At 70.7% G+C, this 25,559-nt stretch carries 24 protein-coding genes; 13 read left to right on the forward strand and 11 right to left on the reverse strand.

What is annotated here, in order from left to right:
* Positions 1 to 268: 268 nt before the first annotated feature.
* The 6 genes from IEY70_RS19265 to IEY70_RS19290 form a co-directional block, all read right to left on the reverse strand.
* Positions 269 to 775 (reverse strand): CarD family transcriptional regulator, encoded by a 507-nt coding sequence (locus IEY70_RS19265; protein WP_189066649.1) that lies wholly within the window; start codon positions 773 to 775, stop codon positions 269 to 271.
* A gap of 297 nt (positions 776 to 1,072) precedes the next feature.
* Complete coding sequence (locus IEY70_RS19270; protein WP_189066670.1) at positions 1,073 to 1,810, reverse strand: ABC transporter permease; 738 nt, start codon at positions 1,808 to 1,810, stop codon at positions 1,073 to 1,075.
* A gap of 5 nt (positions 1,811 to 1,815) precedes the next feature.
* The gene (locus tag IEY70_RS19275) at positions 1,816 to 2,766 is read right to left on the reverse strand and encodes an ABC transporter ATP-binding protein (RefSeq protein ID WP_189066650.1); all 951 of its coding nucleotides are present in this window, start codon (positions 2,764 to 2,766) and stop codon (positions 1,816 to 1,818) included.
* The gene (locus tag IEY70_RS19280; protein WP_189066651.1) at positions 2,763 to 3,974 is read right to left on the reverse strand and encodes an ABC transporter permease; all 1,212 of its coding nucleotides are present in this window, start codon (positions 3,972 to 3,974) and stop codon (positions 2,763 to 2,765) included. The genes IEY70_RS19275 and IEY70_RS19280 overlap by 4 nt, the downstream gene beginning before the upstream one ends.
* A gap of 40 nt (positions 3,975 to 4,014) precedes the next feature.
* Positions 4,015 to 4,929 carry a glycine betaine ABC transporter substrate-binding protein gene (locus IEY70_RS19285; protein WP_189066652.1) on the reverse strand — a complete coding sequence of 305 codons (915 nt, stop codon included), beginning with the start codon at positions 4,927 to 4,929 and terminating at the stop codon, positions 4,015 to 4,017.
* Positions 4,930 to 5,045: 116 nt separating this feature from the next.
* The gene (locus IEY70_RS19290) at positions 5,046 to 5,339 is read right to left on the reverse strand and encodes an Lrp/AsnC ligand binding domain-containing protein (RefSeq protein ID WP_189066653.1); all 294 of its coding nucleotides are present in this window, start codon (positions 5,337 to 5,339) and stop codon (positions 5,046 to 5,048) included.
* 95 nt (positions 5,340 to 5,434) lie between these two features.
* On the opposite strand from IEY70_RS19290, the gene ahbA reads away from it, so the two are divergent.
* Positions 5,435 to 6,493, forward strand: a complete 1,059-nt coding sequence (ahbA, locus tag IEY70_RS19295; RefSeq protein ID WP_189066654.1) for a siroheme decarboxylase subunit alpha — start codon at positions 5,435 to 5,437, stop codon at positions 6,491 to 6,493.
* Between the two features lie 120 nt (positions 6,494 to 6,613).
* Here ahbA and IEY70_RS19300 read toward each other — a convergent pair whose 3' ends face one another.
* A complete protein-coding gene (locus tag IEY70_RS19300) occupies positions 6,614 to 8,911 on the reverse strand; it encodes an E3 binding domain-containing protein (protein WP_189066655.1) in 2,298 nt (765 codons plus the stop codon).
* Between the two features lie 294 nt (positions 8,912 to 9,205).
* On the opposite strand from IEY70_RS19300, the gene IEY70_RS19305 reads away from it, so the two are divergent.
* The 6 genes from IEY70_RS19305 (at position 9,206) to IEY70_RS19330 (ending at position 15,273) form a co-directional block, all read left to right on the forward strand.
* Entirely contained in the window at positions 9,206 to 10,285 is a 1,080-nt protein-coding gene (locus IEY70_RS19305) for a Glu/Leu/Phe/Val dehydrogenase family protein (RefSeq protein WP_189066656.1), read from the forward strand.
* A gap of 11 nt (positions 10,286 to 10,296) precedes the next feature.
* Positions 10,297 to 10,896, forward strand: coding sequence for a uridine kinase (gene udk, locus IEY70_RS19310; protein WP_189066671.1), 600 nt, complete (start codon positions 10,297 to 10,299; stop codon positions 10,894 to 10,896).
* A 169-nt stretch (positions 10,897 to 11,065) separates the two neighbouring features.
* The gene (locus IEY70_RS19315) at positions 11,066 to 12,916 is read left to right on the forward strand and encodes a DUF5693 family protein (protein WP_308425558.1); all 1,851 of its coding nucleotides are present in this window, start codon (positions 11,066 to 11,068) and stop codon (positions 12,914 to 12,916) included.
* Positions 12,913 to 13,902: a polysaccharide pyruvyl transferase CsaB gene (csaB, locus tag IEY70_RS19320; protein ID WP_189066657.1), complete on the forward strand. Its 990-nt coding sequence runs from the start codon at positions 12,913 to 12,915 to the stop codon at positions 13,900 to 13,902. The genes IEY70_RS19315 and csaB overlap by 4 nt, the downstream gene beginning before the upstream one ends.
* Before the next feature lies 1 nt (position 13,903).
* Positions 13,904 to 14,698 carry a tRNA pseudouridine(38-40) synthase TruA gene (truA, locus tag IEY70_RS19325; RefSeq protein WP_189066658.1) on the forward strand — a complete coding sequence of 265 codons (795 nt, stop codon included), beginning with the start codon at positions 13,904 to 13,906 and terminating at the stop codon, positions 14,696 to 14,698.
* Positions 14,695 to 15,273, forward strand: a complete 579-nt coding sequence (locus tag IEY70_RS19330; RefSeq protein ID WP_189066659.1) for a hypothetical protein — start codon at positions 14,695 to 14,697, stop codon at positions 15,271 to 15,273. The genes truA and IEY70_RS19330 overlap by 4 nt, the downstream gene beginning before the upstream one ends.
* Here the strand turns inward: IEY70_RS19330 and IEY70_RS19335 are convergent.
* Complete coding sequence (locus IEY70_RS19335) at positions 15,263 to 16,531, reverse strand: hypothetical protein (protein WP_189066660.1); 1,269 nt, start codon at positions 16,529 to 16,531, stop codon at positions 15,263 to 15,265. The genes IEY70_RS19330 and IEY70_RS19335 overlap by 11 nt on opposite strands.
* Positions 16,532 to 16,626: 95 nt before the next feature.
* Positions 16,627 to 17,463, reverse strand: a complete 837-nt coding sequence (locus IEY70_RS19340) for a class I SAM-dependent methyltransferase (RefSeq protein ID WP_189066661.1) — start codon at positions 17,461 to 17,463, stop codon at positions 16,627 to 16,629.
* An 86-nt stretch (positions 17,464 to 17,549) separates the two neighbouring features.
* Between IEY70_RS19340 and IEY70_RS19345 the strand changes: the two genes are divergently transcribed.
* A complete protein-coding gene (locus IEY70_RS19345; protein ID WP_189066662.1) occupies positions 17,550 to 18,395 on the forward strand; it encodes an alpha/beta fold hydrolase in 846 nt (281 codons plus the stop codon).
* A 15-nt stretch (positions 18,396 to 18,410) separates the two neighbouring features.
* Here the strand turns inward: IEY70_RS19345 and IEY70_RS19350 are convergent, their stop codons facing one another.
* Positions 18,411 to 19,670, reverse strand: a complete 1,260-nt coding sequence (locus tag IEY70_RS19350; RefSeq protein ID WP_189066663.1) for a cytochrome P450 — start codon at positions 19,668 to 19,670, stop codon at positions 18,411 to 18,413.
* 82 nt (positions 19,671 to 19,752) lie between these two features.
* Between IEY70_RS19350 and IEY70_RS19355 the strand changes: the two genes are divergently transcribed.
* A complete protein-coding gene (locus IEY70_RS19355; RefSeq protein ID WP_189066664.1) occupies positions 19,753 to 20,400 on the forward strand; it encodes a hypothetical protein in 648 nt (215 codons plus the stop codon).
* Positions 20,401 to 20,455: 55 nt separating this feature from the next.
* Here the strand turns inward: IEY70_RS19355 and aguB are convergent, their stop codons facing one another.
* Positions 20,456 to 21,346 carry an N-carbamoylputrescine amidase gene (gene aguB / locus IEY70_RS19360; RefSeq protein ID WP_189066665.1) on the reverse strand — a complete coding sequence of 297 codons (891 nt, stop codon included), beginning with the start codon at positions 21,344 to 21,346 and terminating at the stop codon, positions 20,456 to 20,458.
* Positions 21,347 to 21,475: 129 nt separating this feature from the next.
* Here aguB and thrC point away from each other — a divergent pair, with 129 nt between their 5' ends.
* From thrC to IEY70_RS19380, 4 genes are read left to right on the forward strand one after another with little or no spacing between them, the layout of a single operon-like run.
* Positions 21,476 to 22,918 carry a threonine synthase gene (gene thrC / locus IEY70_RS19365; RefSeq protein ID WP_189066666.1) on the forward strand — a complete coding sequence of 481 codons (1,443 nt, stop codon included), beginning with the start codon at positions 21,476 to 21,478 and terminating at the stop codon, positions 22,916 to 22,918.
* A gap of 52 nt (positions 22,919 to 22,970) precedes the next feature.
* On the forward strand, positions 22,971 to 23,597 hold the full coding sequence (locus IEY70_RS19370; protein WP_189066667.1) for a hypothetical protein: 627 nt from the start codon (positions 22,971 to 22,973) through the stop codon (positions 23,595 to 23,597).
* Positions 23,598 to 23,627: 30 nt separating this feature from the next.
* Positions 23,628 to 24,644, forward strand: a complete 1,017-nt coding sequence (locus tag IEY70_RS19375; RefSeq protein WP_189066668.1) for a potassium channel family protein — start codon at positions 23,628 to 23,630, stop codon at positions 24,642 to 24,644.
* 37 nt (positions 24,645 to 24,681) lie between these two features.
* Complete coding sequence (locus IEY70_RS19380) at positions 24,682 to 25,374, forward strand: DsbA family protein (RefSeq protein ID WP_189066669.1); 693 nt, start codon at positions 24,682 to 24,684, stop codon at positions 25,372 to 25,374.
* The last annotated feature ends 185 nt before the right edge of the window (positions 25,375 to 25,559 follow it).

Below are 25,559 nucleotides of genomic sequence, written 5' to 3' on the forward strand. Positions count from 1 at the left end.
ACTCGTGACTGTGTAACGCTGTTCTCCTCTGGGCCGGTCTTCCAAGACCGGCCCAGCGTCTTTTACCGGCACGGTAGCTTCTGCCCGCTGCCCGGCAATACAAAGAGTGCGGGCCACCTCCAGACAATGGCAGGTGGCCCGCACTGTTCTTGCAGCTGGTTCATACGGATTCCGTTTGTTAACTGCACGTCCGGAACCCGTTTTGCTCCCACTGGCTCCGCTCGACTCGAATGGGATGGCTTATAAAGCCATTCCATCGGAGTCCGTATCAGGTGCTCTGCGGTGTTTCGTTCCAGGCGTGTACCAGCAGGTTCTGCACGTCCTGCGCGCCCTGATCTTGCAACCCGCTGACCTCCTGTTCGAGCAGTTTGATGGCGCGGCGGAATGCCTGACGGTCCAGGTCCGGCAGGCCGCGTTCCACGTTCCAGCGGCGCAGTTCGCAGGTCAGGATCGCCAGTTCGAACGGGTTGCCGCTGACCAGAATCTCGGTCACGCGGCGGTGGCGGGCTGCCCACTGCCTGGGCAGGTTCAGGCTGCTGGTCTTCAGGGAGTCCAGCAGCGCCGGCATGTCCCGCGCGGTCAGGGCCGGGCGCATGCCGGCAATGTCGGGCGCGGCGACCGGCACGAAGGCCTTGCTGGTCGTGTTGGCGAACTCGACCTGGTAGTAGGCGTGCGCCTGTCCCAGCAGGGGGCGCAGGCAGGTGCCGCGCACCACGCCAATGCCGTAGGGGGGAAGAACGACGCGGTCACCGGGTTGAAAGGCGGTCTGCTTCAAGGTGTCACCTCTTGAGGCGTGCTGGCCGTGCTCTGAACGGAACGTACCCACGGGCGGCGTGGGGCCGACGCGGCAGCCGCCCTGAACGAGAACAGCCCAGCGCGTGGCTGGGCCGGATCAGATCAGGGAGTGAACGCGTAGGAGCGCAGGAGACGTACGGTCGAACGTGCAGTCGCGGACGCGACAGGAAGCCGCTGGGTGGGAAGCCTCCGGGGCTGCATGCCTTCCATCATACGCCCGCGCTTCCCGAACTGCACACGGGGTCACCATTGAGCAATTGTTAAGCTCTGGGGGGGGCTAGTGGTGACCGGGATCGAACAGGGCCATCAGGGCGTCCAGACTGAGGGCCAGCAACGCCGCCAGGACCGCTCCGGTCATGACCAGCGCCGTGTTCTGCTGTGACAGACCGTTGATGATCGGTTCGCCCAGCCCGCCCGCCCCGAGTGCCGCGCCGACCGTGGCCGTCCCGACGTTATAGACCGTGCTGGTCCGGACGCCCGCCATGATGACCGGGCGGGCCAGCGGCAACTCCACGCGCCACAGGCGCTGCCTGGCGCTCATGCCCATGCCGCGCGCGGCGTCCAGCGCTCCCGGCGACACCGATTGCAGTCCCACCACGGCGTTACTGAGGACCGGCACCAGCCCGTACACGATCAGCCCCAGCAGCGTGGGTGCCCACCCGAACCCCAGGACCGGCACCGCCAGTGCCAGCACCGCGAAGGTCGGCACGGTCTGCCCCAGCCCCACCAGTGTTTCCGACAGTTGCCGCAGGGCCTCCAGGCCAGGACGGGTGACCGCCACGGCCAGCGGCAGTCCCAGCGCCAGCACGACCACGCTGGACAGCAGCACCAGCCCCAGGTGCGTGAGGGTCAGCCGCCACAACTGCGGCTCGAAAGACCCCACCTCGCCCAGCCCCAGCGGGTTGATCAGGCGGGGCAGCACGCCGGGAATCAGGCAGATCAGCAGCAGCGCGGGCCACAGCAGCGCCGCCCACAGCCCACCGGGGCGCGCGGCCCTCCGCGTGGGTCCCCGAATGGGTCTCAAGGACGCTCCGTTCCGGGTGACCGCAGGTCCTGCCAGCCGACCGTGCCGACCGGCTGCCCGTCGCGGGTCACGGTCAGGCGGTCGGTGCCCTCACGCAGCAGCACACCCAGGGCGCTGCGGGCATTCAGGGTGGCCTCCACCGCCACGGCCGGCAGGGCAGGGGAGGGGCCGGAAGGCAGCGGCGCCATGAACTGCCCCACCGGCTGCCCGGCCAGTTGCCGCAGCGCGGCGTCCTCGCCCAGGAACTGCCGGACGAAGTCACTGACGGGCCGGTGAATCAGGTCGTCGGGCGTGCCGAACTGCTCGAGCCGCCCGGCGTTCATCAGGGCCACGCGGTCCCCGAGCCGCAGCGCCTCGTCGATGTCGTGCGTGACCATCACGACCGTCTTTCGCAGCCGCCGCTGAATGTCACGGAAGGCGTCCTGCAGGCGGTCGCGGGCCAGCGGGTCCAGCGCCCCGAACGGTTCGTCCATCAGCAGCACCGGCGGATCGGCCGCCAGGGCGCGCGCCACACCCACCCGCTGCGCCTGCCCGCCCGACAGTTCCCCCGGCCGCTTGTGCCGGAAGGTATCCGGGTCCAGGCCCACCAGGTCGAGCAGTTCGTCCACGCGCGCCGCCGTGGCCCGCCGGTCGCGGCCCAGCAGGTCCGGGACGGTCGCCACGTTCTGCGCGACGTTCAGGTGCGGGAACAGCCCCACCTGCTGGATCACGTACCCGATGCCACGGCGCAGCGCCTCGGGTTTCAGGGCGCGGGTGTCCTGCCCGTTCAGCAGCACCTGCCCGCCGCTGGGTTCGATCAGGCGGTTGATCATGCGCAGCGTGGTGGTCTTGCCGCAGCCGGACGGGCCCAGCAGCGCCGTGAGTTCCCCGTCCGGGAAGATGAGGTTCAGGTCCTGCACGGCGAGCGACTCACCGAACCGTTTTTCCAGGTGTTGCAGTTCGATCATGCGGCCCTCCCTAGGCGCCTTCCCAGCAGTGTTTCCAGGCCGCGTAGGGCCGCGTCGACCGCGACGGCCAGCAGCGCCGCCGGAACGGCGCCCAGCAGGATCAGGTCGGTCGCGGCGCTCTGAAGGCCCTTGAAGATGTACGTGCCCAGCCCGCCCGCCCCGATCAGCGCCGCCACGGCCGCCACGCCCACCAGCAGCACCGCCGCCTGCCGCACCCCGCTGAGCCACACCGGCAGCGCCAGCGGCAACTGCACCCGCCAGAAGCGCTGCGAGGCGGTCATGCCCATGCCGCGCGCCGCGTCCACCGCGCCCGGCGGCACGCCCCGCAACGCCACCACGCCGTTACGCAGCACCGGCAGCAGCGCGTACAGCGTCATGGCACTCAGGGCCGGAGCGACCCCGATCCCACTGACCCCCGCCTCACGCAGCGCCGGGAAGGCATTCGCCAGGGCCGACAGCGGCGCGATCAGCAGGCCCAGCAGCGCCAGACTGGGCACCGTCTGCACGGCGTTCGCCAGTCCCAGCACCGCCCCGGCCACCCGCTCACGCCCGGACGCCCACACGGCCAGCGGCGCCCCGATCAGCACCGCCAGCCCCAGCGCCGTGCCGACCAGCCGCAGGTGTTGCAGGAGTTCCTGCACCCAGCGCGGCCCCTCGCTGCGGCCCTCGACCAGCACCGACCAGCTCGACAGCGTGCCGGTCAGGACCAGCGCCGCCAGCCCTGCCACCCACAGCAGCCCGGTCCAGGCGGGACCGCCCGCCGCCCGCGTACACAGCCGCGCGCCGTACACGGCCACGCCCGCACCCAGCAGGGTCAGCCACGCGCCGCTGGCGGCACTCGCCCGCGCGAACTCCGCCTGCCCCACCAGCGCCGCGCCCGTGCGGGTGCCCAGCAACCACACGGCCAGCAGCAGCACCAGCGTGGCCGGCACCCAGGTCAGCGCCGGGCGCCAGCGGGCCGCCAGCAGCGGCAGGAATGCCAGCACCAGCAGCGCCGCCGCCCAGGCTGGTGGCAGGCGCAGGTACTCGCCCGGAGCCAGACGGTTGGGGCGCAGCAGCACCCACGGCAACCACGCGCCCGCCAGGACCGGCAGGGCCGCCAGCACCAGCACCGCCTGCACGTCACCCCGCGCGCCACCTGGGCGGCTGGCAGCAGAGGGGGCGGGCCGCCCTGCGGCGCCCACCCCCCCACGACCGCCGCCGCTCATGAACGGAGCGGCCCTGCGCCGCAGACGTACGTCACGGCGCTTACTTGATCAGGCCCTTGGACTTCAGGTACTCCTGCGCCACGGCCTGCGCCGTGCGGCCCTCCAGCGCCACCTTGGCGTTCAGGCCCTGCATGGTCGCCTGCGACAGCGTGGCGAAGGTCTTGTTCAGCAGCGTGCTGATCTGCGGGTACGCCTTGAGCGTCTCGGTCCGGATGATCGGGGCGGGCTGGTACACCGCCTGCGCGCCCTTGGGGTCCTTCAGGGCGACCATCTTCAGGGCGGCCAGCGTGCCGTCCGTGCCGTAGGCCATCGCGGCGTTCACGCCATTCGTGCCGTTCGCGGCGGCCTGCTGCGTCTGGGGCGGCGTGGCGCCCGCCAGGATCAGCTTCTGGTCGGCCTTCAGCTTGAAGCCGTACACCTCTTCAAAGGCGGGCATGGTGTCGGGACGATTGAAGAACTCGGGGCTGCCCGCCAGTTTCAGCTTGCCGCCGCCGTTCACGTACCGGGCGAGGTCCGTGACCGTGCCCAGCTTCGCGCTTCTGGCGAGCGCCTCGGGAACCGCGATCACCCAGGTGTTGTTCAGCTGCGCGGGCTTGAGCCACGTGATGCCGTTCTTGCTGTCCAGCTGACGCGCCAGCCCGTAGATGGTGCCGGTGTTCCCCGCCTGCTTGGCCGTGATCTTCGCCTTCGGGAACAGGTACACGGCGTTCCCGGTGTACTCGGGGTACACGTCGATCTCGCCCGCCAGGATCGCCTTGCGGTTCACGCCGGTATCCCCCAGGTTCGTGCGGTCGGTCACGTCCAGGCCCGCGTTCTTGAGGGTCAGGACGATCATCTGCCCCAGGATCTGCGCCTCGGGATCGAGTTTGCTGCCCACCACGATGGACTTGGCGGACGCGGCGCTGGACAGGGCGGCCCCCAGAAGCAGGGCCGGAAGCAGAAGGGTGCGGGTCATGCGGTTCAACGTACCCGCCGACCCACCGGGCGCAGGTACGGCAGGTCACAAAACCCACGGTCCTCTAAAGACTTCCTAAACCTGCCTGGCTAAACCTGCCTGGGCAGCCTTCCGGCTCAGCGCTGCTGCCCCTCGTCCAGCCCCACCCCGAACCCCTGATCCAGCAGCGCCTCGTTGTACGTGCGGAACGCCAGCATCGTCTGCGTACGCGCAATCCCCTCGACCTTGCGCAGGTGCCCGGTCACCACGTCGTCCAGGTCCTCGTAGCGGGCCAGTTTCAGGATCGCCACGATGTCCCACTCGCCCGTCACGGAGTACACCTCACGCACGCTGGGCACCCCCGCCAGCGCCTCGGCCGTCTCCTGCACCCGCTGCCGCTCTGCCTGCACCATCACGATCGCCGTTACCATGCCCGCCATTGTGCGCCCATCCCGGCCCCCGCCGCACCCGCCTGACCGTTCGTTCGGGGACGTTTCGCCGCCCCGCCGGCGCGTATTGTGCAGACATGACCGCACCCGCCGCCGCGCCCAAGCCTGCCCCCACGCCACGCGAGCAGCTCCTGAACCGCATTCAACGCGACATCCCCATCACCCGGCGCCCCTACGCCGTCATCGCGCAGGACGTCGGCCTGACCGAAGCCGAAGCCCTGAGCATCCTGCGTGAAGTGAAGGCCGAGGGCGTGCTGCGGCAGGTCAGCGCCATCTTCGACACCCGCACCCTGGGCTACCAGAGCAGCCTCGTGGCCGCCGTGCACGACGAGGACCAGCTCGACGCCGGGGCCGAGATCGTGAACGCCCACCCCGGCGTCAGCCACAACTACAAACGCAACCACGACTTCAACCTCTGGTACACCATCGCCGTGCCGCCCGAGAGTGACCTTGAGGCGCACGTGCAGAAACTCCACGAACTCAGCGGCGCGCGCCTGACCCGCCTGATGCCCACCCTGCACCTGTTCAAGATCGGCGTGGAATTCGACATGACCGGCAAGGAAGACTGGAACGCCAAGGCCAAACCCCAGTACACCAGCGAGCAACGCAACATTGGCTACGCGGTCACGGACCTCGACCGGGCGTTCGTCACGGAATTCCAGAAGGATCTGCCCGTCACCGAGGAACCCTACGCCGACGCCTGCGCCGCGCTGGGCCTGAGCATCGAGGAAGTCGCCGCGCACGCCGAGAAGATGAAAGCCGCCGGAGCGCTGCGCCGCGTGTCCGCCGTGTTCCGGCACCAGAAAGCCGGATTCACCTTCAACGCCATGGGCGTCTGGGCCGTCCCGCAGGACAGCGTGGCCGAGGTCGGCCGCCAGATGGCCGAATTCAAGGCCGTCTCGCACTGCTACCTGCGCCCCACCTACCCCGAATGGCCCTACACCATCTTCACCATGGTCCACGGCCGCAGCAAGGAAGAAGCCTTCGGCAAGATCAGCGCCATCGAACAGGAAGTCGCGCAGGGCGTCGACCACGCCATCCTGTACTCCACCAAGGAATACAAGAAAGTACGCCTGGAATTCTACAAACCGGAATTTTACGACTGGGCCAAAGAACACCTGGGCACCGAGGCGTAATCAGGCGGGTCGTGAGCGAGCCACGACCCTGACCCATTGCCCGCCCCGGCACAACGCAAAAGAGGCACAACGCAAAAGAACCGCCCCAGGTGACGGGGCGGTTCTTTGCGTTGCGGGCGCTTACAGCACCAGCAGGATGGGCTGTTCCAGCGTCCCGGCCACCTGCGCCAGGAACTTCGCGGCGCGGGCGGCGTCCACGTCACCGTTCAGACTCAGGGGCGCGCGGCCGTTCTGCATGCGGCCCACGCTGAGGGTCAGGGTGTGCGGGTAGTGCAGGTCATCCAGACCGTGCGCGCCCGCGTCCACGATCAGCAGGTCCGGGGTGCCGTCATGCGCGGCGTCCAGTTGCGCCAGCGCGTCACGCAGGCTGCCGGTCCCGACCGCGTGCGCGTGACTCTCGCCCTGCACCGCCACGCTGCCCAGGCCCAGGGTGTCCGCGTGACGCTGCGCGGCGCGGGCGACCAGCAGGCCCAGCGGAAGCTCCTGCTCCAGCGCGGCGCTGACCTGTCCCTGCAGGTCGTGCAGCGCCGCCACGTCCGCGTCGCGGCGCAGGTACGCGCCGAACCACACGGCGTTCGCCTGGCGGCCCTCGCCCTGCGTGTGCAGCACCTGCGTGGAGTTCGAGTCGGCCACCGCAACCGGCGCGACCAGCACCGCCGCCTCCGGCTCGGGCTGAACTTCCTCGACCGGCGCGGCCTCCGTCGCCTCTGGCGTGACCTCGGGTTCCTCCGGCGTGCCTTCCTCCGGAGCGGTCTCCGGGGCGGCCTCGACGGTCCCGGCATCCGTGTCCCCGGCATCCGTGTCCTGCGCGTCCGCGGCGGGCGTCAGTTCGGCTGCCACGGGCGCGGCAACCTCCTCTTCGACCTCTCCGGCGGGCTCGTCGGCGGACTCAGGTGCGGCGGACTCAGGTTCGACCGGAGCGGCCTCGGCAGGCGCGTCGTCAGCAGGTGCTTCCTCGGCAGCCACTTCGTCGGCGGGAGCTTCCGTGATCTCCTCGACGGTGCTTTCGGTGGTGCTGTCGGTGGTGCTGTCGGTGGCGGGGGCCTCCTCTGCGGCGGCTGCCGCCTCGGCTGGCGTCTCGTCGGCGGGCGCGTCGTCCTGGGTCGGTTCCGTCCAGGCGTGATCGTCGGCCTGACGGCCATCCGTCCAGCCCGGCATGGCGGGCACTGCCGCCACCTGCTCGCCCGGCTGTTCAGGTGCCGGTTCGGGCGTGGGTTCGCTGGGCGCGTCCAGAACTTCCGGCGCACTGACTTCAGGGGCACTGATTTCGGGGGCGCTGACTTCCGGCGCGGCGGTGATGTCGGGCGCGGCGGTGATATCCGGCGTGGTCGTGGCGGGCGTCGGGTCGAAGTGGAAGGCAGGCACGCTGCTGGGAGCGGCCTCGACGGGCGCCTGCACCTCCGGCACCTGCACGTCCGGCATCTGCACTGCTGGCACCTGCACGTCCGGAACGTGAACGGCGGGCGCAGCCACCTGAGGCGCGGCCATCTCGGGAGTAGCCATCTCGGGTGCGGGCATCTCGGGAGTGGGCACTTCAGGCGTGTGGACCTGGGGTGCGGGCGCTTCCGGAGCGGGTTTCTGGTACAGGCGGGACAGCAGGCTGCCCAGCCCGGCGGCCAGTCCGGTCGCGGCGGCCGGGGCGGCGACCTCGGGTGCCTGCGGCGTCTCCACCATCGGTGCGGGCGCCTCCATGACGGGAGCGGGCATGACCGGCTCAGGCGTGACCGGTTCGGGCATCACGGGTGCCGGGACGACCGGTTCGGGTGCGGCGGGTGCCGGCGCAGTGAAGCTCGGTGCGCTGAAGCTCGGCGCGGTGAAGCTGGGGGCCGGGGTGGTCGGCGCAGCGAAGGTCGGGGTCGGCACTTCCGGCGCAGCCGGGGCTGGCACTTCCGGCGCAGCCGGGACGGGCACTTCCGGCATGGCCGGGGTCGGCACTTCCGGGGCGGGCGCGGCGGGGGTCGTGAAGCTGGGCGCGCCGAAGGTCGGGGCGGGCGCGCTGCCGGTGTTCCCGCTCACCGTGTCGCCGCTTGCCGTGTCCTCGTCGTCCAGTTCGAATTCCAGGTCCTCGTCTTCGAGGGTGCTGGCAGCCGGAGTGGCGGGCACCTGCGGTGAGGCGGTGCGGGCCTGCTCGACGAACGCGGTGATGTCGGTGTCCACGCCCGCGCGGCTGAGCATGTCGGCGTTCATGCCGGCCTTGTTCAGCATGTCGGCGCTGGGGATCTCCTCGCCGGTCCAGCCGGCGGGGGTGGGGTCCACGGGCGTGCTGGGCGGATCTTCCTCGCCGCTCATGACGCGCGAGAGGTAATTCAGGATGTCCTGTTCGACGATCATCCCGCCGCTCCCGGTCCCGTTGAGTTTCTGCCAGTCAATCCCGTTCGCTTCTGCCAGAATTTTGGCGAGCGGAGCAATCCGTTCCATTCAATTCCCCCTTTGTGCGCCCCATTGTAAGGGACTGCCGTCCGCCGGAACGCCACGTTTTTCCACGCGGTCGCGGGGGACCACGTGGGCAGCCGGGCAAGGGACCAGCGGGAGCATTGCTGCAGGGTGACGAGTGACGTCTGACAGCGTTCTTTCAGCCGTTCCGGACGGCCCGCCGACGCCCCCCGCCGAACCCCCCTTGAACGGCTGTTGCCCCGGCGGGCGCGGTGGTAGGCTACGGGGCGTTACCGCGCGCCGCAGCAGTGGCGGGCGGGGGCGGCACAGGAGTCCCGAATGCTAATACTTGAGGAGATGCAGTCACGCGGGCACGAAGCCCTGACGTTATTGCACCACGCTCCCAGTGGCCTGCGCGCCGCACTGGCGATTCACTCGACGGTGCTGGGGCCCGCCATTGCCGGCGTGAGATTACGAGAACAGGATGAAGAACTGGCGGTGCGGGGCGCGCTGGCGCTCTCGGAGAGCCTGACCCTGAAGGCCGCGCTGGCCGGACTGAACTACGGCGGCGGCGCGTGCGTCCTGATGATGCCGGAAAGCGGTGTGGAAGACCCGCACGCCAGGGAGGCGCTGTTCCGCGCGCTGGGACGGCAGGTGCGGCCCATGGAGTCCCGCGTGGTCCTGACCGAGGACATCGGGGTCAGTCCGGCCGACATTGCCTTCGTGGCGCAGGAAACCGGGTCCACGCTCGGCATGCACACCGACACCAGTTCCGTGACCGGGTACGGCGTGTACCGCGGCATGAAGGCCGCCGCCCGGCACGCCCTGGGTTCCGAGAGCATGCGTGGCGTGCGCGTGGCGATCATGGGCGTGGGCGCCGTGGGGCGCGCGCTGGCCGGGCACCTGCACCGCGAGGGCGCGCGCCTGACCGTCGCGGACGACCGCCCGGAACGCGCGCAGGCGCTGGCCGAGGAACTCAGCGGCGTGACGGTCGTCGGGTGCCACGAACTGCTGGACACGCCCTGCGACATCCTGGCGCCCTGCGGGTACGGGCACACCATCCGCAGTCAGGACGTGCCGCGCCTGCAGTGCCGCCTGATCGCCGGGGGCGAGCATCACCCCCTGACCCGCCGGGGTGAGGAGGCCGTCAAGGAGGCCGGAATCGTGTACATGCCAGACTTCGCCATCAACTCAGCGGGCCTGATCTCGGCCGCCACGGGCCTCGACATGAACCAGTCCGCCGAGCGCATCTACCAGACCGTCAACCGCATCACGGCCGCCGCCGAGCAGTACGGCAAGGCGCCGCACGTCGTGGCGCGCCGCATGGCCGAGCGCCGCATCGACCTGATCGGCAGCCTGGGCGCCTGCTCGACCGGGAGTCTGGGCGGCGGGAGTCTGGGCGGCGGGAGGCGCGCGTGAGCGTGCCGTTCATGATCGGCGTGGCCGGCGGGTCCGGCAGCGGCAAGACGACCGTGACCCGCCGCGTCATGGAAACCGTGGGCCGTGAGGGCGTGGCCGTCCTGAACCAGGACAACTACTACCGCAACCAGGACGACATTCCCTTCGAGGCGCGCCTGAAAACCAATTACGACCACCCGGCCGCGTTCGACTGGGCGCTGCTGGGCCAGCACGTGGACGCCCTGCTGTCCGGCGTGCCGATCGACATGCCCGAGTACGACTTCACGAACCACACCCGCTCGGCGCAGACCACCAAGGTCCTGCCCGGCCCGGTCGTGGTCCTGGAGGGATTCTTCGCGCTGTACGACGAGGCCCTGCGCGCCCGCATGCACCTGAAGGTGTTCGTGGACGCCGACGCCGACGTGCGCTTCATCCGCCGCCTGCTGCGCGACACGCAGGAACGCGGCCGCACGCCCGAGAGCGTGATCGAGCAGTACCTGGAGTACGTGCGCCCCATGCACCTGAGTTTCGTGGAGCCCACCAAACGCTACGCGGACGTGATCATCCCGCACGGCGGCATGAACGAACCGGCGCTGGACATGCTGGCCGCCCGCATCCGCACCACCATCTGACGGGCGGTCATCCGGGCATGCCTCCTGCCGCCGGACGTGCCTCTGGATGCGCACCTTTGGATGGATGACCCGGCGGGCAGGGGCGCCGCAGCATGAACCGCTGCCCGGCCCCGCCCGCCGATCTGACCCGCTTCCCGTTTCCGCTGTTTCTCCCCTTTAGGATGTGCCTGTGACCGATGCTCCCCCCACCCGCGACGCGCCTGCCCAGGGCGGCATGACCGTTCCGCCGCCGTCCCGTCACCCCTGGACTCCGGCGCTGCTGGGCCTGATCCTGCTGTCCCTGATTCCGGCGCTGCTGCTGGCCGTGGGCCGCGTGAACTACGAACGCAATGAGAAGACGGCCGCGCTGGTCATGGATTACCCGGCCGTGGCCTCGCAGGCGCGGCGCTTCGGTCTGGAACCGCAGGCGCTGCTGGACCGCTACCAGAAACTCGGCGTGAACAGCGTCGCCATCTACGAGGACGTGATCGGGAACCTCGTGCAGCGCGGCGAGGTGTACCTGCGCAGCGGCGCGGACCTGAAAGCCGACTTTCCCGGCGCGGCCGTGAACCCGCAGAACGTGTACCTGCGGTCCCTGAAGCCCGGCGTGGCCGAGGGCCTGCCCGCCCGCTTCACCATTCCGACCCGGCAGGTTCAGGTCGGCGGGTTCACCTGGACCGAGTGGCCCACCGACCCCACCTTCCTGCCGACCGGCCCGAACACCGCCCTGATCAGCGAACTGAAGGCCAAGGGGTACATGATCGTGTACCGCCCCTACGCCGACGACGCCCTGCGCGAACCCGGCGCGGACTGGCCGGACGTGCCGTTCATCGCCTTCAACGGCGAGGAAGTCATCGGGGCGCGCACGCCGGAACTGCTGGAGAAGATCAACGAACGCATGGGCAAGCGCATTCCCGCGCTGATCGAGGCGACCCCGCAGCGCGGCCTGGACACCCTGATCGCCACGCACGGCGCCGCCCGCGCGTTCAGCGTGAACCCCGCGTGGCAGAACCGCCTGGACCCCATCACGCTGGCCAGCAAGTACAACCTCGCCGCGCGTGAACGCTCCATGCGCCTGCTGTACCTGCGGCCCTACCCGACCATCAACGAGACCGAAGACCTGCTGACCCGCACCACCGAACTGCTGGGCAAGTCCGGCGTGAAGATCGCCGAACCGGTCATCACGCCCTTCACCGAGAACACGACGCTGCGCCTCCTGAGCCTGATCGGGCCGGTCGCGGCGCTGCTGCTGCTGGGCCTGAGCTTCCCGCTGATCCGCCTGGGCCTGCTGGTCGCCGCCGCGAGCGGCGCGCTGGCCCTGGGCCTGAACCGCTTCGACCCCTACGCCGGGGGCGCCCTGATCGCCGCCGTGACCTTCCCCGCGCTGGGCATGGTGCTGCGCCGCGCCCGCGTGACCGACTGGTTCATCGCGACCGGCCTGAGCCTGTGCGGCGTGCTGTTCGTCTCGGCGCTCGGCGCGAACCGTGACAGCGTGCTGGGCCTCGAACCGTTCCGGGGCGTGGGCCTGACGCTGGCGCTGCCGCTGCTGCTGGTCGCCCTGAGCTTCCTGCCCCGCCAGGACCTGCGCAAGACCGCGCGGGACATCTACGCTGCGCCCATCAAGCTGGGTGACATCGTCGTGATGGCCGCGGCGCTGGCCGTGTTCGCACTCGTGTTCCTGCGGCGCGGGAATGCCACCGGCGCCAGCGTCAGCGACACCGAGGCCCGCATCCGCCAGGACCTGCAGGACAGCCTCGTGCGCCCGCGCTTCAAGGAGATGGCCGGGCACCCGCTGGGCCTCATCGGCCTGAGCGGCGCGCTGCCCGGTTACTTCGGCGCGATGCTGATCCTGGGCGGCGTGGTCGGCCAGTCCAGCATCCTGAACACCTTCTCGCACTTCCACACGCCGCTGCTGATCAGCGCCACCCGCTGCTTCCTGGGCCTGGGCATCGGCTTGATCGCCGGTCTGATCGGCATCTGGGTCATCCGCGCGGCCCTGCGCCTGTGGCACACCTACGGCACGCGCCCGGTGAACGCATGAACCGGCCCCCACCCCTGACGACCGTGACCGTCAGCGGCTACTACGGCTTCGGGAACACCGGCGACGAGGCCATCGCCCTGGCCATCACCCGCGAACTGCGCAAGTACAGCGCCGAGCCGCTGCTGCTGTCCAACACCCCCGCCGAGACCGCCCGCACCTACGACTGCCAGAGCGCCGAACGCATGAAACCCGCCGCCGTGCTGGGCGCCCTGATGCGCTCGCGCGTGCTGCTGTCCGGCGGGGGCGGCCTGCTTCAGGACAAGACCAGCGCACGCACGCTCACGTACTACCTGGCGATCATCCGCCTCGCGAAGTTCATGGGCCGCCGCGTGGTCGTGTTCAACCAGAGCGTCGGTCCCCTGAGCGAGCAGGGCGGCCGCCGCGTGGCCCGCGCGCTGCGTGGCGTGACCGTCATCGTGCGCGACCAGGGCAGCCTGGACACCCTGGCCAGCCTGGGTGTCCGCGCCGAACTGGGCGGCGACCCGGCCCTGCTGCTGAGCGCCGCGCCCGCCACCCGCGACCTGAAACGCGTGATCGTCGCCCCGCGCGGCGACGTGACCGACGCCACCGCGAAACTCAGGGACGTCATCCGCCGCCTGCAGGCCGAGGGCCGCCACGTGACCGCCCTGAGCTTCATGCCCGACCACGACGACGAGGCCGCCCACAGCCTCGGCGCGAACGACGTGATCAGCACCCGCGACCCGCAGGTGGCGCTGGACGCCATCGCCGCCAGCGGGTACGTGATCGGGGTGCGCCTGCACGCCGTGATCCTGGCCGCCGCGACCGGCACGCCCTTCACCGGCATTGCCTACGACCCCAAGGTGCAGGGCTTCTGCGCCGACGCCGGGGCGCCCGCCCACCCCACCACCCTGAACGCCGCGCAGGTCGCCGAGGAAGCCCTGCGGCGCGTCCTGCCCGACTGGAACGCCATCGAGGACATGAAACTCAGGGCCACGCAGAGTTTCGGCCGCGCCCTGAACCGCTAGCATGACCCGCCCGGACTACCGCCCCCCCCCAGGGCACCGCCGCCTGCTCCTGCACGTCGCCTGGGACGGCGGTCCCTACGCCGGGTGGCAGTCCCAGCCCGCGCTGCCCAGCGTGCAGGACACCCTGCACGGCGCACTGTCGCGGCTGGGCGGCGGAGAGTTCCGCCCGGTCGCCGCCGGACGCACCGACGCCGGCGTGCACGCCGAGGCCATGCCCGTGCACGTGGACGTACCCGACACCTTCCGGGTGCCCGCCGCGAAACTGGCCCGCGCCCTGAACGCCCACCTGCCGCCCACCGTGGCCGTCCTGCACGCCGCCGACGCACCCGCCGGGTTCCACGCGCGGTTCTCGTGCACCGAGCGGCAGTACGTGTACCGGCTGCTGGTGCACCCGCAACGGCACCCGCTGTGGCACGGCCGCGCCCTGCACGTCCCGCAACTCCTGAACCCGGGCGCCATGAACGCCGCCGCCGCCGCCCTGACCGGCACGCACGACTTCGCCGCGTTCGCCACCCAGGAAGATCGCCAGACGGTGCGCGAACTGAGGCTGCTGCGCGTGCAGCCCGGCCCCCTGATCTGGGAGATCCACGTGCACGGCGAGAGCTTCCTGCGGCACATGGTGCGCGGCCTCGTCGGCACGCTCCTGCTGGCCGGGCAGGGCCGCCTGAGCCCCGAACAGGCCGCCGGAATCCTGCACTCGCGGCAGCGGTCACAGGCCGGCGCGAATGTCCCCGCGCACGGCCTGTCCTTCACCGGCGCCCGCTACGAGGGCTTCCCGGAGATCGGGTCCGCATGATCCACGACCTGCACGCCTTCACCGGCCCGCGCCCCCCGCACGACGGCGGCCAGGGCACCGTGCGCGGCGCGCTGGTCGGCTGCGGTCCCCTGAGCGCCGCGTGCCTGCTGCGGTGGCACGCTGCCCGGCTGGACCGGCCCCTGCCGCCGCGTGACGCGCTGGCCGCCGAACTGCTGACCGCCCAGCGGGCCTTCATCGTCCCCGCGACCGGCGGGCAACGCGCCGTGCTGCCCTGGGACTGGCTGACCGGCACGAACGACTGGCTGCGCGCACAAGGCCTCCCACTACGCGCACGAGGCCTGTGGGGCGTGCGCCGGGCCGACGCGCTGGAACGCCACCTGCACCGCCTGTTCACCGCCGGAACGCCCGCTGTGGGCCTGGAATTCAGCCCGCGCCTCCAGCACTACGGCCTGCTGAGCGCCTACCAGCCCGGCCCCACCCTGCGCGCCACGCTGCTCGTGGACGGCAGCGACCTGCACCTCGCCCCCCGCGTCGGCGTGGGCGGCGTGTTCTGGATCGAGGAGGGTGGGCCCAGGGAGAACTTGCTGAGGGATAACAGGGGCGTCAGTTCATGACCTTGATCCTGACCGTCAGACTGGCCTGACCCTGCGCGGGCACCTGCACCTGCCGGGTCACGGTCACCTGCCCCGGTTGCGGCGCGCCGCCGTCCACGCTCACACTCCGTCCGTACACCTGTTCGCGCACGTTCACGCGCAGGCCCGCACTCTTCCGGCTGGTGAACGAGTACGTTACCTGCCACGTCGTGCTCACGACCTGCCCGGCCGCGCTCTTCTCCTGAGAGAGCTGCTGAACGCGCTTCACGTACCGCAGGTCCGGATCGGCCCCCAGGTTCAGGTCGATGGGCGCGCCCGCCTGCGCGGCGGGCAGGGTCACGCTGCCCACCAGCAGGTCACCCTCGCGCACGTCCACCGTCCCGGCAGGCAGCGACACGGACGGCGTGAACTTGTACTGCCGGTTCACCTGCCCCGACGATCCAGTCCCGTTCAGGTACGACTGCACGCTGCCGTAGCGTGTGAACGCGCCCACCTGGGGTTTCAGGAACGGTAGGGTCAGCTGCTCGCCCCTCCCCACCGTCAGGCCGCCCGGCAGGGCGTAGCGTTGCAGGCCGCGCACCTCGCCCACGTTGATCGGCTCGGCGCGTCCCGCGCTGGCCGGCATAACTGGGACTGGCAACGTGTCTCCGGCTGCCGCGTTGGTCAGCGTACCGGTGACGGCCGCAGATACCTGCCGTACCGTGCCGCCGAACAGGTCGGCGTGTTCCGCCGTGAACACCTGATCGCTGCGGTTCGTGATCTGCGCCAGCGCCGACAGCGTGGTGGGCGTGCCCACCCGCAACTCGTAGCGGGGCGTCCAGGACAGCGCCGCCGTGCGGTAACTCAGCGTGCCGCCCGCCGGGAGCGGCCCGTTCAGGCGGAACGTCACGCCCCCCTGCACCGGCGGCAGCGAGGAGAAGGTCAGGTCCTCCAGGGCCGCGCGCACGAACCCGCCCGATTCCAGGCGCAGTAGCAGGTCGTCGGCGCGTTCCAGCGTGGCCGCCAGTGCGGGCTGACCGGCCCGCCGCCACGTCACGGGTTGGCCTTCCTGCGCGCGCAGCCAGTCCAGTTCGAGCGGACGCAGCGAGAACGGCGTGGCAGCCGCGCCCAGCACGGTCACGCTGCCCGGCTGAATCCAGCGCCACTGCGCGGGCGGGAATGAGAGGGGCGCGGCCGTCAGGGGCTGACGCACCTCCGCGAAGGTGGGATACACGCGCAGGTCGGCCGCGTGCGCCGCGCTGGACAGCAGGAACAGAAGGGTGGCCGTGACTCGGTTCATGGGGGAGTACCTCGCAGAACGTGAACTGCCCTTACCCTGACAGCTTCCCGTTCTCCGGGCTGCCCAGCATGACCGGCCGGGCCTTGAGATGAACTTCAGACTCCTGTGCCGCCCACTGTACCCACGGCCAGCAGGTGCGGGCTGGCCCCCAGCAGCGCCGGGTCGCGTTCCAGCAGGCGCACGGCGCGCAGGATGCCCTCGCGCCGCGCCGGGTCGTTCAGGGCCGCCTCGGGGTCGCGCAGCAGGTTGGTGGGCCCCTCGACGGCGTACACGGTCACGTCTGTCAGGCCCGCCGCGTGCAGTTCCGCGTGCAGTTCGTGCGGATGATGAAAGTACGCGGTCGTGAAGAAGTTGCCCCGGCTTTCCGGGTTGCGGTACTGGCCCGTGCGGTACGTGTCCTCGCGGATGGGCCGGGTGTACGCCTCATCCAGCTCGTCACGCGTCAGGTCGCGCGTGATGGCTGACGCCCGCGAGATGCCCGCCGCCAGCACCACCCCGCCGGGCTGGACGGCGCGCGCCGCTTCGGCCAGTGCGCGGGCGCGGTCCCGCGGGTCGGGCAGGTGGTACAGCGGGCCCAGCAGCAGCGCCGCGTCTGCCCCGGCATCCGGGTAGGGCAGGGCGCGGGCGTCCCCCAGCGTCACGGACGACAGGCCCGCCAGCGCCGGATCGGCCCGCAGGCGTTTCACGTGACCGGGCATGGCGTCCAGCGCGTGCACGGCGTACCCGGCGCGCAGCAGTTCCCGCGCGTACACGCCCGCGCCCGCCCCCACGTCCAGCACCGTCGCGGGCGCGGGGGGCAGCAGGCGCGACAGCAGTTCCAGCGTGCGGATGAACTCGATCAATCCCAGGCCGCGCGTCAGGCGGTCATGCTCGCGGTCCTGGGCGTAATACGCGGCGATCTGTGTCAGGGCGTCCGGGGTGGCGTCTGGCATGCGCCAGGGTAGGCGAGGCGGGTAGGCGCGTGAAATGCGCTGAATGGCGCATCCGCCTGTCCCTCTGGCGCCGGTACGCTGCGGAAATGATTCAGCCCGGTGGAATGATTGCGACGGCCACAGGCCACGTACAGACACGGTCGATCCCGGCCACCCGCACCGACGGCCCTGACCCGCCCACGCTGGTGCTGCTGAGCGGCATGGGTGTGCCAGCGTCCTCGTGGTTCACGGCAGAAGAGGAACCAATAGTCGCGCAGATGATGCGTGAACCCGTGTTCCTGGCTCCTGGCGTGGCTGACCTGACGCCTGTGCTTGCCTATGACCGCGCGGGCATAGGAGGCAGCGCGCCCCCCACGGCGCCCAGAGGTCTGAATGAAGCCGTGGCGGAACTGGAGGCAGTCCTGAAGGCCTGCGCGCCCGGTCCGGTGGTGTTGCTGGGACACTCGATAGGCGGCCTGATCGCCTTTGAATTCACCCGCCGGTTTCCGGGGCGGGTATCGGGCCTGACGCTGCTGGACAGCTCACACCCCTGTCAGGCAGAGCGGTTGAACGCAGTGCGGACGCCGCAGCAGCAGCGGGCGCAGCAGGACATGGAACAGGAGATAAAGGCCGGGCACCCGGAACGCTGGGATTTCGAGAAGGTGTTCCGGCGCGGAGGCGACCTGCAGGGAACTCTGCCGGACCTCCCCCTGCTGGTGATCTCGCGGGGCCAGCCCTTCCTGCCAGAGCACCTGACCACCGACGAGCAGGCGCCGTTCACGCCCGCACAGGCGGGTGGCTTCACACGGGAGTGGAACGCCCTGCAATCAGAACTGGCCCTCGCCTCCTCACAGGGCCGCCGTGTGGTGGCTACGGGCAGCGGCCACTACCCGCACTTCGACGAGCCCCGGCTGGTGCTGAGAGAAGTGCGGGCGTTTCTTGAAACCCTGTGATCCTGCCGGTGTCCCTCAGCCGTTCAGCCGAACTTTCAGTTCCTGCGGGCCGCGCAGGACGAGGTTCGCCTTGAACGGGGGGGTGGGGTCGGTGACGGTCAGGCCAGGGGAGCGGCGGGCGAGCGCGGCGTACACTTCCGCGATTTCCAGGCGGGCCAGGGACGCGCCCAGGCAGTAGTGCGCGCCGGCGGCGAACGCGAGGTGCCGGGCGCTGTTCGGGCGGTCCCAGTCGATGCGGTCGGGGTCGGGGAACACGCCGGGGTCGCGGTTCGCGGCGGCCAGCAGGGTCTGCACGTGCGCGCCGGTCGGGAGGGTGATGGGCTGGCCGTCCGCGCCGGTCGTGGTCAGGTCGCCGGTCAGGGTGCGCCCGTCGAGTTGCACGGGCGAGACGACGCGCAGCAGTTCGTCCGCGACGTTCGGGTGGTCGGGGCGGGCGACCAGGGCGGCCCAGGCCTGGGGTTGCCGGGCGAGTTCGAGGAGGCCGCCGGGAATCAGGTTGCTGGTCGTTTCGTGCCCGGCGGCCAGCAGTAGGACGGCGTTCGAGAGCAGCTCGTCGCTGCTCAGGCGTTCGCCTCCGTCCTGGGCGGCGGCCATGGCGCTCAGCAGGCCGGGTTGCGGGTGGGCGCGCAGTTCGTCGGCCAGGTCGCGGAAGTACGCGCGCATCTCGCTCGCGTCCGCCTCGATGCGGGCCAGGAGGTCCGGGTTGCCTTCCGCGCCGCCCAGCAGGTCCGCGACACTCTGCGTCCAGCGCATGAATTTCGCCTCGTCGTCGCCGCGCAGGCCCAGCATCCGCATGATCACGCGGGCCGGGAGCGGCGCGGCCAGTCCGGCGACGAGGTCCACGTCCCGGTCGGTGGGCAGGGCGTCCAGCAGGTCGTTCAGGACCGCCTGCACCAGTTCGCGCTGCGCCTCGACCACGCGCGGCGTGAAGGCCGCCTGCACCAGCCCTCGCAGGCGGGCGTGCGAGGGGCCGTTGTGGAACAGCATCATGGGTTGCAGGAGTCGCGTGGCCTGCGTGTCGCCCGGCATCTGCGAGATGATGGCCCCCGAGCGCGCCAGCGGGGAGCGCAGCACGGCGCTGTTCACGGCGTGCGACGTGACGAAGGTCATGCCCCACTCAGGCACGGGCAGCACGCCGGGCGGGTTCAGGTCGCGCAGCGCCGCGTACGCCGGGTACGGGTCCGGGATGGTCTGCGGGTGCCACAGGGCCTGCACGGACGCCTGCACGCGCTGCTGTTCGGGCGTGAACTCCACCTGGGCTGCCGGATTGGTCATGCCTCAGCGTGCGCCCCGGTCTACTCGACCCTCAAGCACCCGCGTCGAGTAGAGGTGACGGCCGCTGCGGTACGCTGCGGGCATGCCGCGAGCCTGGACGCGCCTGGAAGACCCGCACGCCGCCCGGCTGGCCCTGAACCCCGCGTACACCGACCTGCTGCGCCTCCTGATGACCCGCGAGTGGACCGCCACCACCCTGGCCGCCGCCGCCGGGCAACCCCTGAACGCCGCGCATCACCGCCTGGGCCGCCTGCTGGCCGCCGGGCTGGTGTGCGTGACGCGCCTCGAACCCCGCCGGGGCCGCCCGCTGCGGCACTACCGGGCCGTCAGCGACGCCCTGCTGATCCCGTACCACCTGACGCGACTGGGCAGCCTGGAGGACCTGATCTCGCTGCACGAGGACACCTTCAGTGGCCGGTTCCGGCACGCGGTCGTGCACGCCGGGGTGCCGCTTGTCCGGCGCGACGAGGACATCGCCGTGCGCCTGTACCGCCACGCGGGCGGCGTGGTCATGGACGTCACGCCCACCGCCGAGCATTTCGACCTGCGCGACCTGCTGCGCCCGGAAGCACCTGCCCTGACCGTCGACTGGGGCGTGCTGAACCTGACCCGCGACGACGCCAAGGCGCTGCAACGCGACCTGCACGACCTGATTGCCCGGTACGCCGGACGGGACGGCCCGCACCCGTACCTGTACCGCGTGAACCTCGCACCCGATACCGGCGAGTAGAGAATAGGGAGCGGGAAGTGGCGGCAGAGACGCCGATCCACTTCCCACTCCCGGTTCAGCCTCTGCGGGTCACGCCGTCCAGGGTCAGCAGCGGGCCGTACAGTTCCGGGCGGCGGTCGCGGAAGAAGCCCATCCCGGCGCGGAATTTGCGGGCCTCGGCGATGTTCAGGGTGTGGATCAGGGCGCCTTCCTCGGTCTCGCCGAACTCGGCGACGATCTCGCCGGTGTAGTCGCTGACGAAGGTGTGCCCGTAGTACGTCTGGGTCAGGTCACCCACGACCTCGGTCCCGATGCGGTTCGCGGCGGCCACGTACGTGCTGTTGCTGACCGCGTGGCCGATCATGGCGCGCTGCCACATGTGGTGGCTGTTCGGGGTTTCCACCTCGGCCGGTTCACTGCCGATGGCGGTGGGGTACAGCAGGAAGTCCGCGCCCTGCAACATCATCACGCGGGCCGTTTCCGGGTACCACTGATCCCAGCAGATGCCCACGCCCACGCGCCCATAGCGGGTGTCCCAGACTTTAAAGCCGGTGTCGCCGGGGTTGAAGTAGTACTTCTCCTCGTAGCCGGGGCCGTCGGGGATGTGTGTCTTGCGGTAGTTGCCCAGCAGGGTGCCGTCCGCGTCGATGCACACGAGGCTGTTGTAGTGCGCCTGCCCGGCCGCCTCGAAGTACGAGACGGGCAGCACGACGCCCAGTTCGCGCGCCAGTTCCTGGAAACGGCCGATGAACGGGTGGCCCTCCAGCGGGTGCGCCAGCGCGAAGTACTCCTCGCGTTCCACCTGACAGAAGTACAGGTTCTCGAACAGTTCCGGCAGCAGGATCACCTGCGCGCCCTGCGCGGCCGCGTCGCGCACATGCTGGACGGCGCGCGTGACGTTGTCTTCGAGTTGATCCGTGACGTGCATCTGCACGACGGCCAGCTTCACGGTGTCGGGGGCTCTCATGCCCCCCACGCTACCGGATGCGGCCGGTGAGGATGGTGCGCCCCGCCTTCAGGCGGCCATGACCACCGCGCCCCGGTCTGGCTAGCCCCCGGCGCCGTGCGGGGCGCGGGCGGCCTTTAGAGTGACCGTATGAAGTACGTTTCCACGCGCGGCATGCAGGACCTGGGGAGCTTCTCGGACGTGCTGCTCTCGGGGCTCGCCCCGGACGGCGGGCTGGCCATGCCCCAGCGCATTCCGACCTTCACGCCCGCGCAGATCGGAGCGTGGCGCGGCCTGAGTTACGCCGATCTGGCGTTCGAGGTCATGCGGCCCTTCATCAGCGACATTCCCGAGGATGACCTGCGCCGCCTGCTGCGCGCCACGTACACCGCAGAGGCGTTCCACAGCGAGGCGATCACGCCCCTGACCCCGCTGGGTGACGCGGGACCGGACGGGGGCGGCCTGTTCCTGCTGGAACTGTCGAACGGACCCTCGCTGGCGTTCAAGGACATGGCCATGCAGTTCCTGGGCCAGGTGTTCGAGTACGTGCTGGAGGCGCGCGACGAGCGTCTGAACATCCTGGGCGCCACCAGCGGCGACACCGGGTCGGCCGCCGAGTACGCCATGCTCGGCAAGGCCCGCGTGAACGTGTTCATGCTCTCCCCGCACGGCCGCATGAGTGCCTTCCAGCAGGCGCAGATGTTCAGCCTGCACGACGCCAACATCTTCAACGTGGCCCTTCAGGGCGTGTTCGACGACTGCCAGGACCTCGTGAAGGCCGTGAACGCCGACGCCGACTTCAAGGCCCGCTATGACATCGGGGCCGTGAACTCCATCAACTGGGCGCGGGTGCTGGCGCAGGCCGTGTACTACTTCCGCGCGTACCTGACCCTGAACCTGCCCGAAGGCGCAGCGGCGGACTTCAGCGTGCCGTCCGGGAACTTCGGGAACGTGTTCGCCGGGTACCTCGCCCGCAGCATGGGCCTGCCCGTCGGGCAACTGATCGTCGCCACCAACGAGAACGACGTCCTGAACGACTTCTTCACCGGGGGCGTGTACCACGTCCGGCCCGCCGAGCGGGTCGCGGTCACCAGCAGCCCCAGCATGGACATCGGCAAGGCCAGCAACTTCGAACGCTACCTGTACCTGATCACCGGCAGCGACGCCCCGCAGACGCACGGCTGGTGGCAGGACGTCGGCGCGGGCCGCCCGGTCGACCTGCGCGGCACGCCCCACTGGGACGCCGTGCAGGCCAGCGGCCTGAAGTCCGGGCGCAGCACCCACACGGACCGCCTGAACACCATCCGCCGCGTGGACCGCGAGCACGGCCGCCTGATCGACCCGCACACCGCCGACGGCGTCCTCGTCGGCGAGCGCTACCAGCGGCCCGGCGTGCCCATGATCTGCCTGGAAACCGCGCTGCCCGCCAAGTTCGAGGAAACCGTGCAGGAGGCGGTGGGCCGCCTGCCCGAGCGCCCCGCGCGCTTCGAGGGCATCGAGGGCGCCCCCAAGCGCTTCGAGGTCCTGCCGAACGACGTGCAGACCCTCAAGGACTTCATTACGGAGAGGTTGGAGGGCCGGGCGCGGGGCTGAACCTCGCACCTGCGGCGAGGTCACGCCGTTCACTGTCCTATGCTGCGGAGCGATGCCCGAGATCCTCGGTTCCCTGATCTTTGCCGCGTTCACCCTGCCGGTCGGTGTCCTGCTGCTGGTCGTCGGGGTGAATGGCGTGTTCGGCTATCTGTGGGGCGGGGAACGGGACGATCCCTTCCGCTGGCCGCTCGTGGACGCCGAGGTAATCGGCCACGCGGCCGACCCGGATCAGGACACGCGTCGTGTGTGGCCCGACCACGGGACGTACGTGGGACAGGTGAATGTGCGGGTGCTCGTGCGCCTGCCCGGCCCTGGCGAACCCCACGGAGCGCTCGTCCAACCCGGTGATCTGCGCGCCGTGCGCGTCCGGCGGCCGGACGCACCGGGCTTTTACGCCCTCTCGGACGCCCTGGATGGCCTTGCCGAACAGGAGGCGGCCCTGCGCTGGCCTGTCGGCCGCGTCCTGACGGTGCGGGCCGACCCGCTCCGCCGCACGAACGGTCGCCGTCTCGGAGGCCTCCTCCTGACGCAGGCGCAGCTTCCCGGTTCTGCCCGGATCAAGTGGTTGCTGGTGCCGGCCATGCTCGTGTTCACCTTGGTCGGACTGGTCCTCACGGTGGTCGGTGCCGGGCTGCTGATCAGCGCCGCGCGGGGGGCGTGGACGGCCGTCTTCGGCTGACCGGACCCGCCCCGGCCTACACTGGTGTCCGTGGACCGCCGCCGCCTGTCGCTGCTGCTGGCCCTGGTCGCGGGGCTGGTGCTGTTCGGCACGCTCGGGTACCGGGTGCTGGAAGGCTGGACGTGGCTGGACTGCCTGTACATGAGCGTGATGGTCCTGACCACCGTGGGGTTCGGGGAGGTCGCGCCGCCCAGCGCGGCCGGGAAGCTGTTCAGCATCGTCCTGATGACCTTCGGGATCGGCCTGATGCTGTACCTGCTGACCCTGCTGGCCGAGACGGTCGTGCGCGGCCTGACCGACCCGCTGGCGGTGCGGCGGCGAAAGGAGCGGAAATTGATTCACCTGCGGGGACATACGGTGGTGTGCGGGTACGGGCAGGTGGGCGAGGCCGTGTGCGTCGCCCTGCGGGCCGCGCGGCGCGACGTGGTCGTGATCGATCACCGGCCCGAGCATCTGGAGTGGGCGCAGGGCCAGGGTATTCACACGCTCGTCGGGGACGCCACCGACGAGGACGTGCTGCGCCGCGCCGGGGCCGAACGGGCCGAGTCGCTGGTCACGGTCATCAACAGTGATCCCAGCAACCTGTACGTGGTCCTGTCCGCCAGGGGCCTGAACCCGGCGCTGCGGGTGATCGCGCGCGCCAGTGACGAGAGTGCCGCGCAGAAGATGCGCCGCGCCGGAGCGGACGAGGTCGTGAACCCCTACCAGCTCAGCGGGAACCGCATCGCCGCCATGATGCTCGCCCCGCGCCTGAGCCGCCTGCTGAGCGGCGACGTGACCAGCGACCACTTCATCATCCGCGAGATCGGCGTGCCCGACGCGCTGGTGGGCCAGACGGTCGAAACGCTGGGCCGCGAGACGGGCGCGCTGATCGTGGCGATCTGGCGGGGCGGGCAACCCCTCCGCTGCCGCGCCGGGGACGAGTTGCAGGCCGGGGATACCGTGCTGGTGGCCGGCGCGGCCGCCGAGGTGGACGCCGTCGAGGGACACCGCGCCGTCGGGGGAAGTGCCGCTGGGGGAAGTGGGACGGGAGTGCAGCCCACCTGACCTTCCCGCCCGGGCGGGGGGTGCTAGCGTGCCCGGCATGACCGACACCCAGACAACCGGCTCACAGACAACCGACACCCAGACCGCTGGCTCACAGACAACCGACGTGTTCATCGATTTCCTGTGCCCCTACGCGTGGCGGGGCGTGGAACTGGCCGCCGCACTGCGCGCAGAGGGCGAGGCGTTCACGCTGCGGCACTTCTCGCTGGTGCAGGGCAACCACGCTGACAACGCCGGGCAGGCGACCCCCGTGTGGTGGCTGACCGACCAGCCCGCCCACGAGGGCAGCGAGTACCAGCAGGGCAGCCTCGCCGCGTTCCTGGCCGCGCAGGCTGCCGCCCGCCAGGGTGAGGACGCCGCCTGGGCGTTCGCGCTGGCGCTGTTCCGCGCCCGCCACGAACACGGCCAGCCCCTGACCGCCGATACCATTCAGGCGGCCGCCGTGCAGGCCGCGCTGGACCCGGAACGCTTCGCCGCCGACCTGAGCGACGACGCGGGCCTGCGCGCCGCGCTGCGCAGCGACCTGCAGGACGCCGCCGAGATCGGCGTGTTCGGCACGCCCACCTTCGTCCTCCCGACCGGCGAGGCCGCGTACTACCGCTTCGAGAACCTGACCCGCGACCCCGCGCAGGCCCGCGCGTGGTGGGATCTGTACGTGACCGTCCTGCGCGACGGCGCGGGCGTGGCGACCATCAAACGCGCCAGAAACCGCCCCGCCCGCCGCGCCTGATACGGACTCCGATTGAATAGGCTGCAAAGACCATTGGGTCCGAGCGGATGCGAGTGGGAGCAAAGCGGGTTCCGGATGGTCAGCGAAACAAACGGAACCCGTATGACGCCGGGAATCCCGCCTAGAGCATTTGTCATAATAAGGCTATGAAACGAGTCGGCGCACGCGGATACGGGCTAGACCTG

It is taken from the genome of Deinococcus seoulensis (assembly GCF_014648115.1).
GTDB lineage: Bacteria > Deinococcota > Deinococci > Deinococcales > Deinococcaceae > Deinococcus > Deinococcus seoulensis.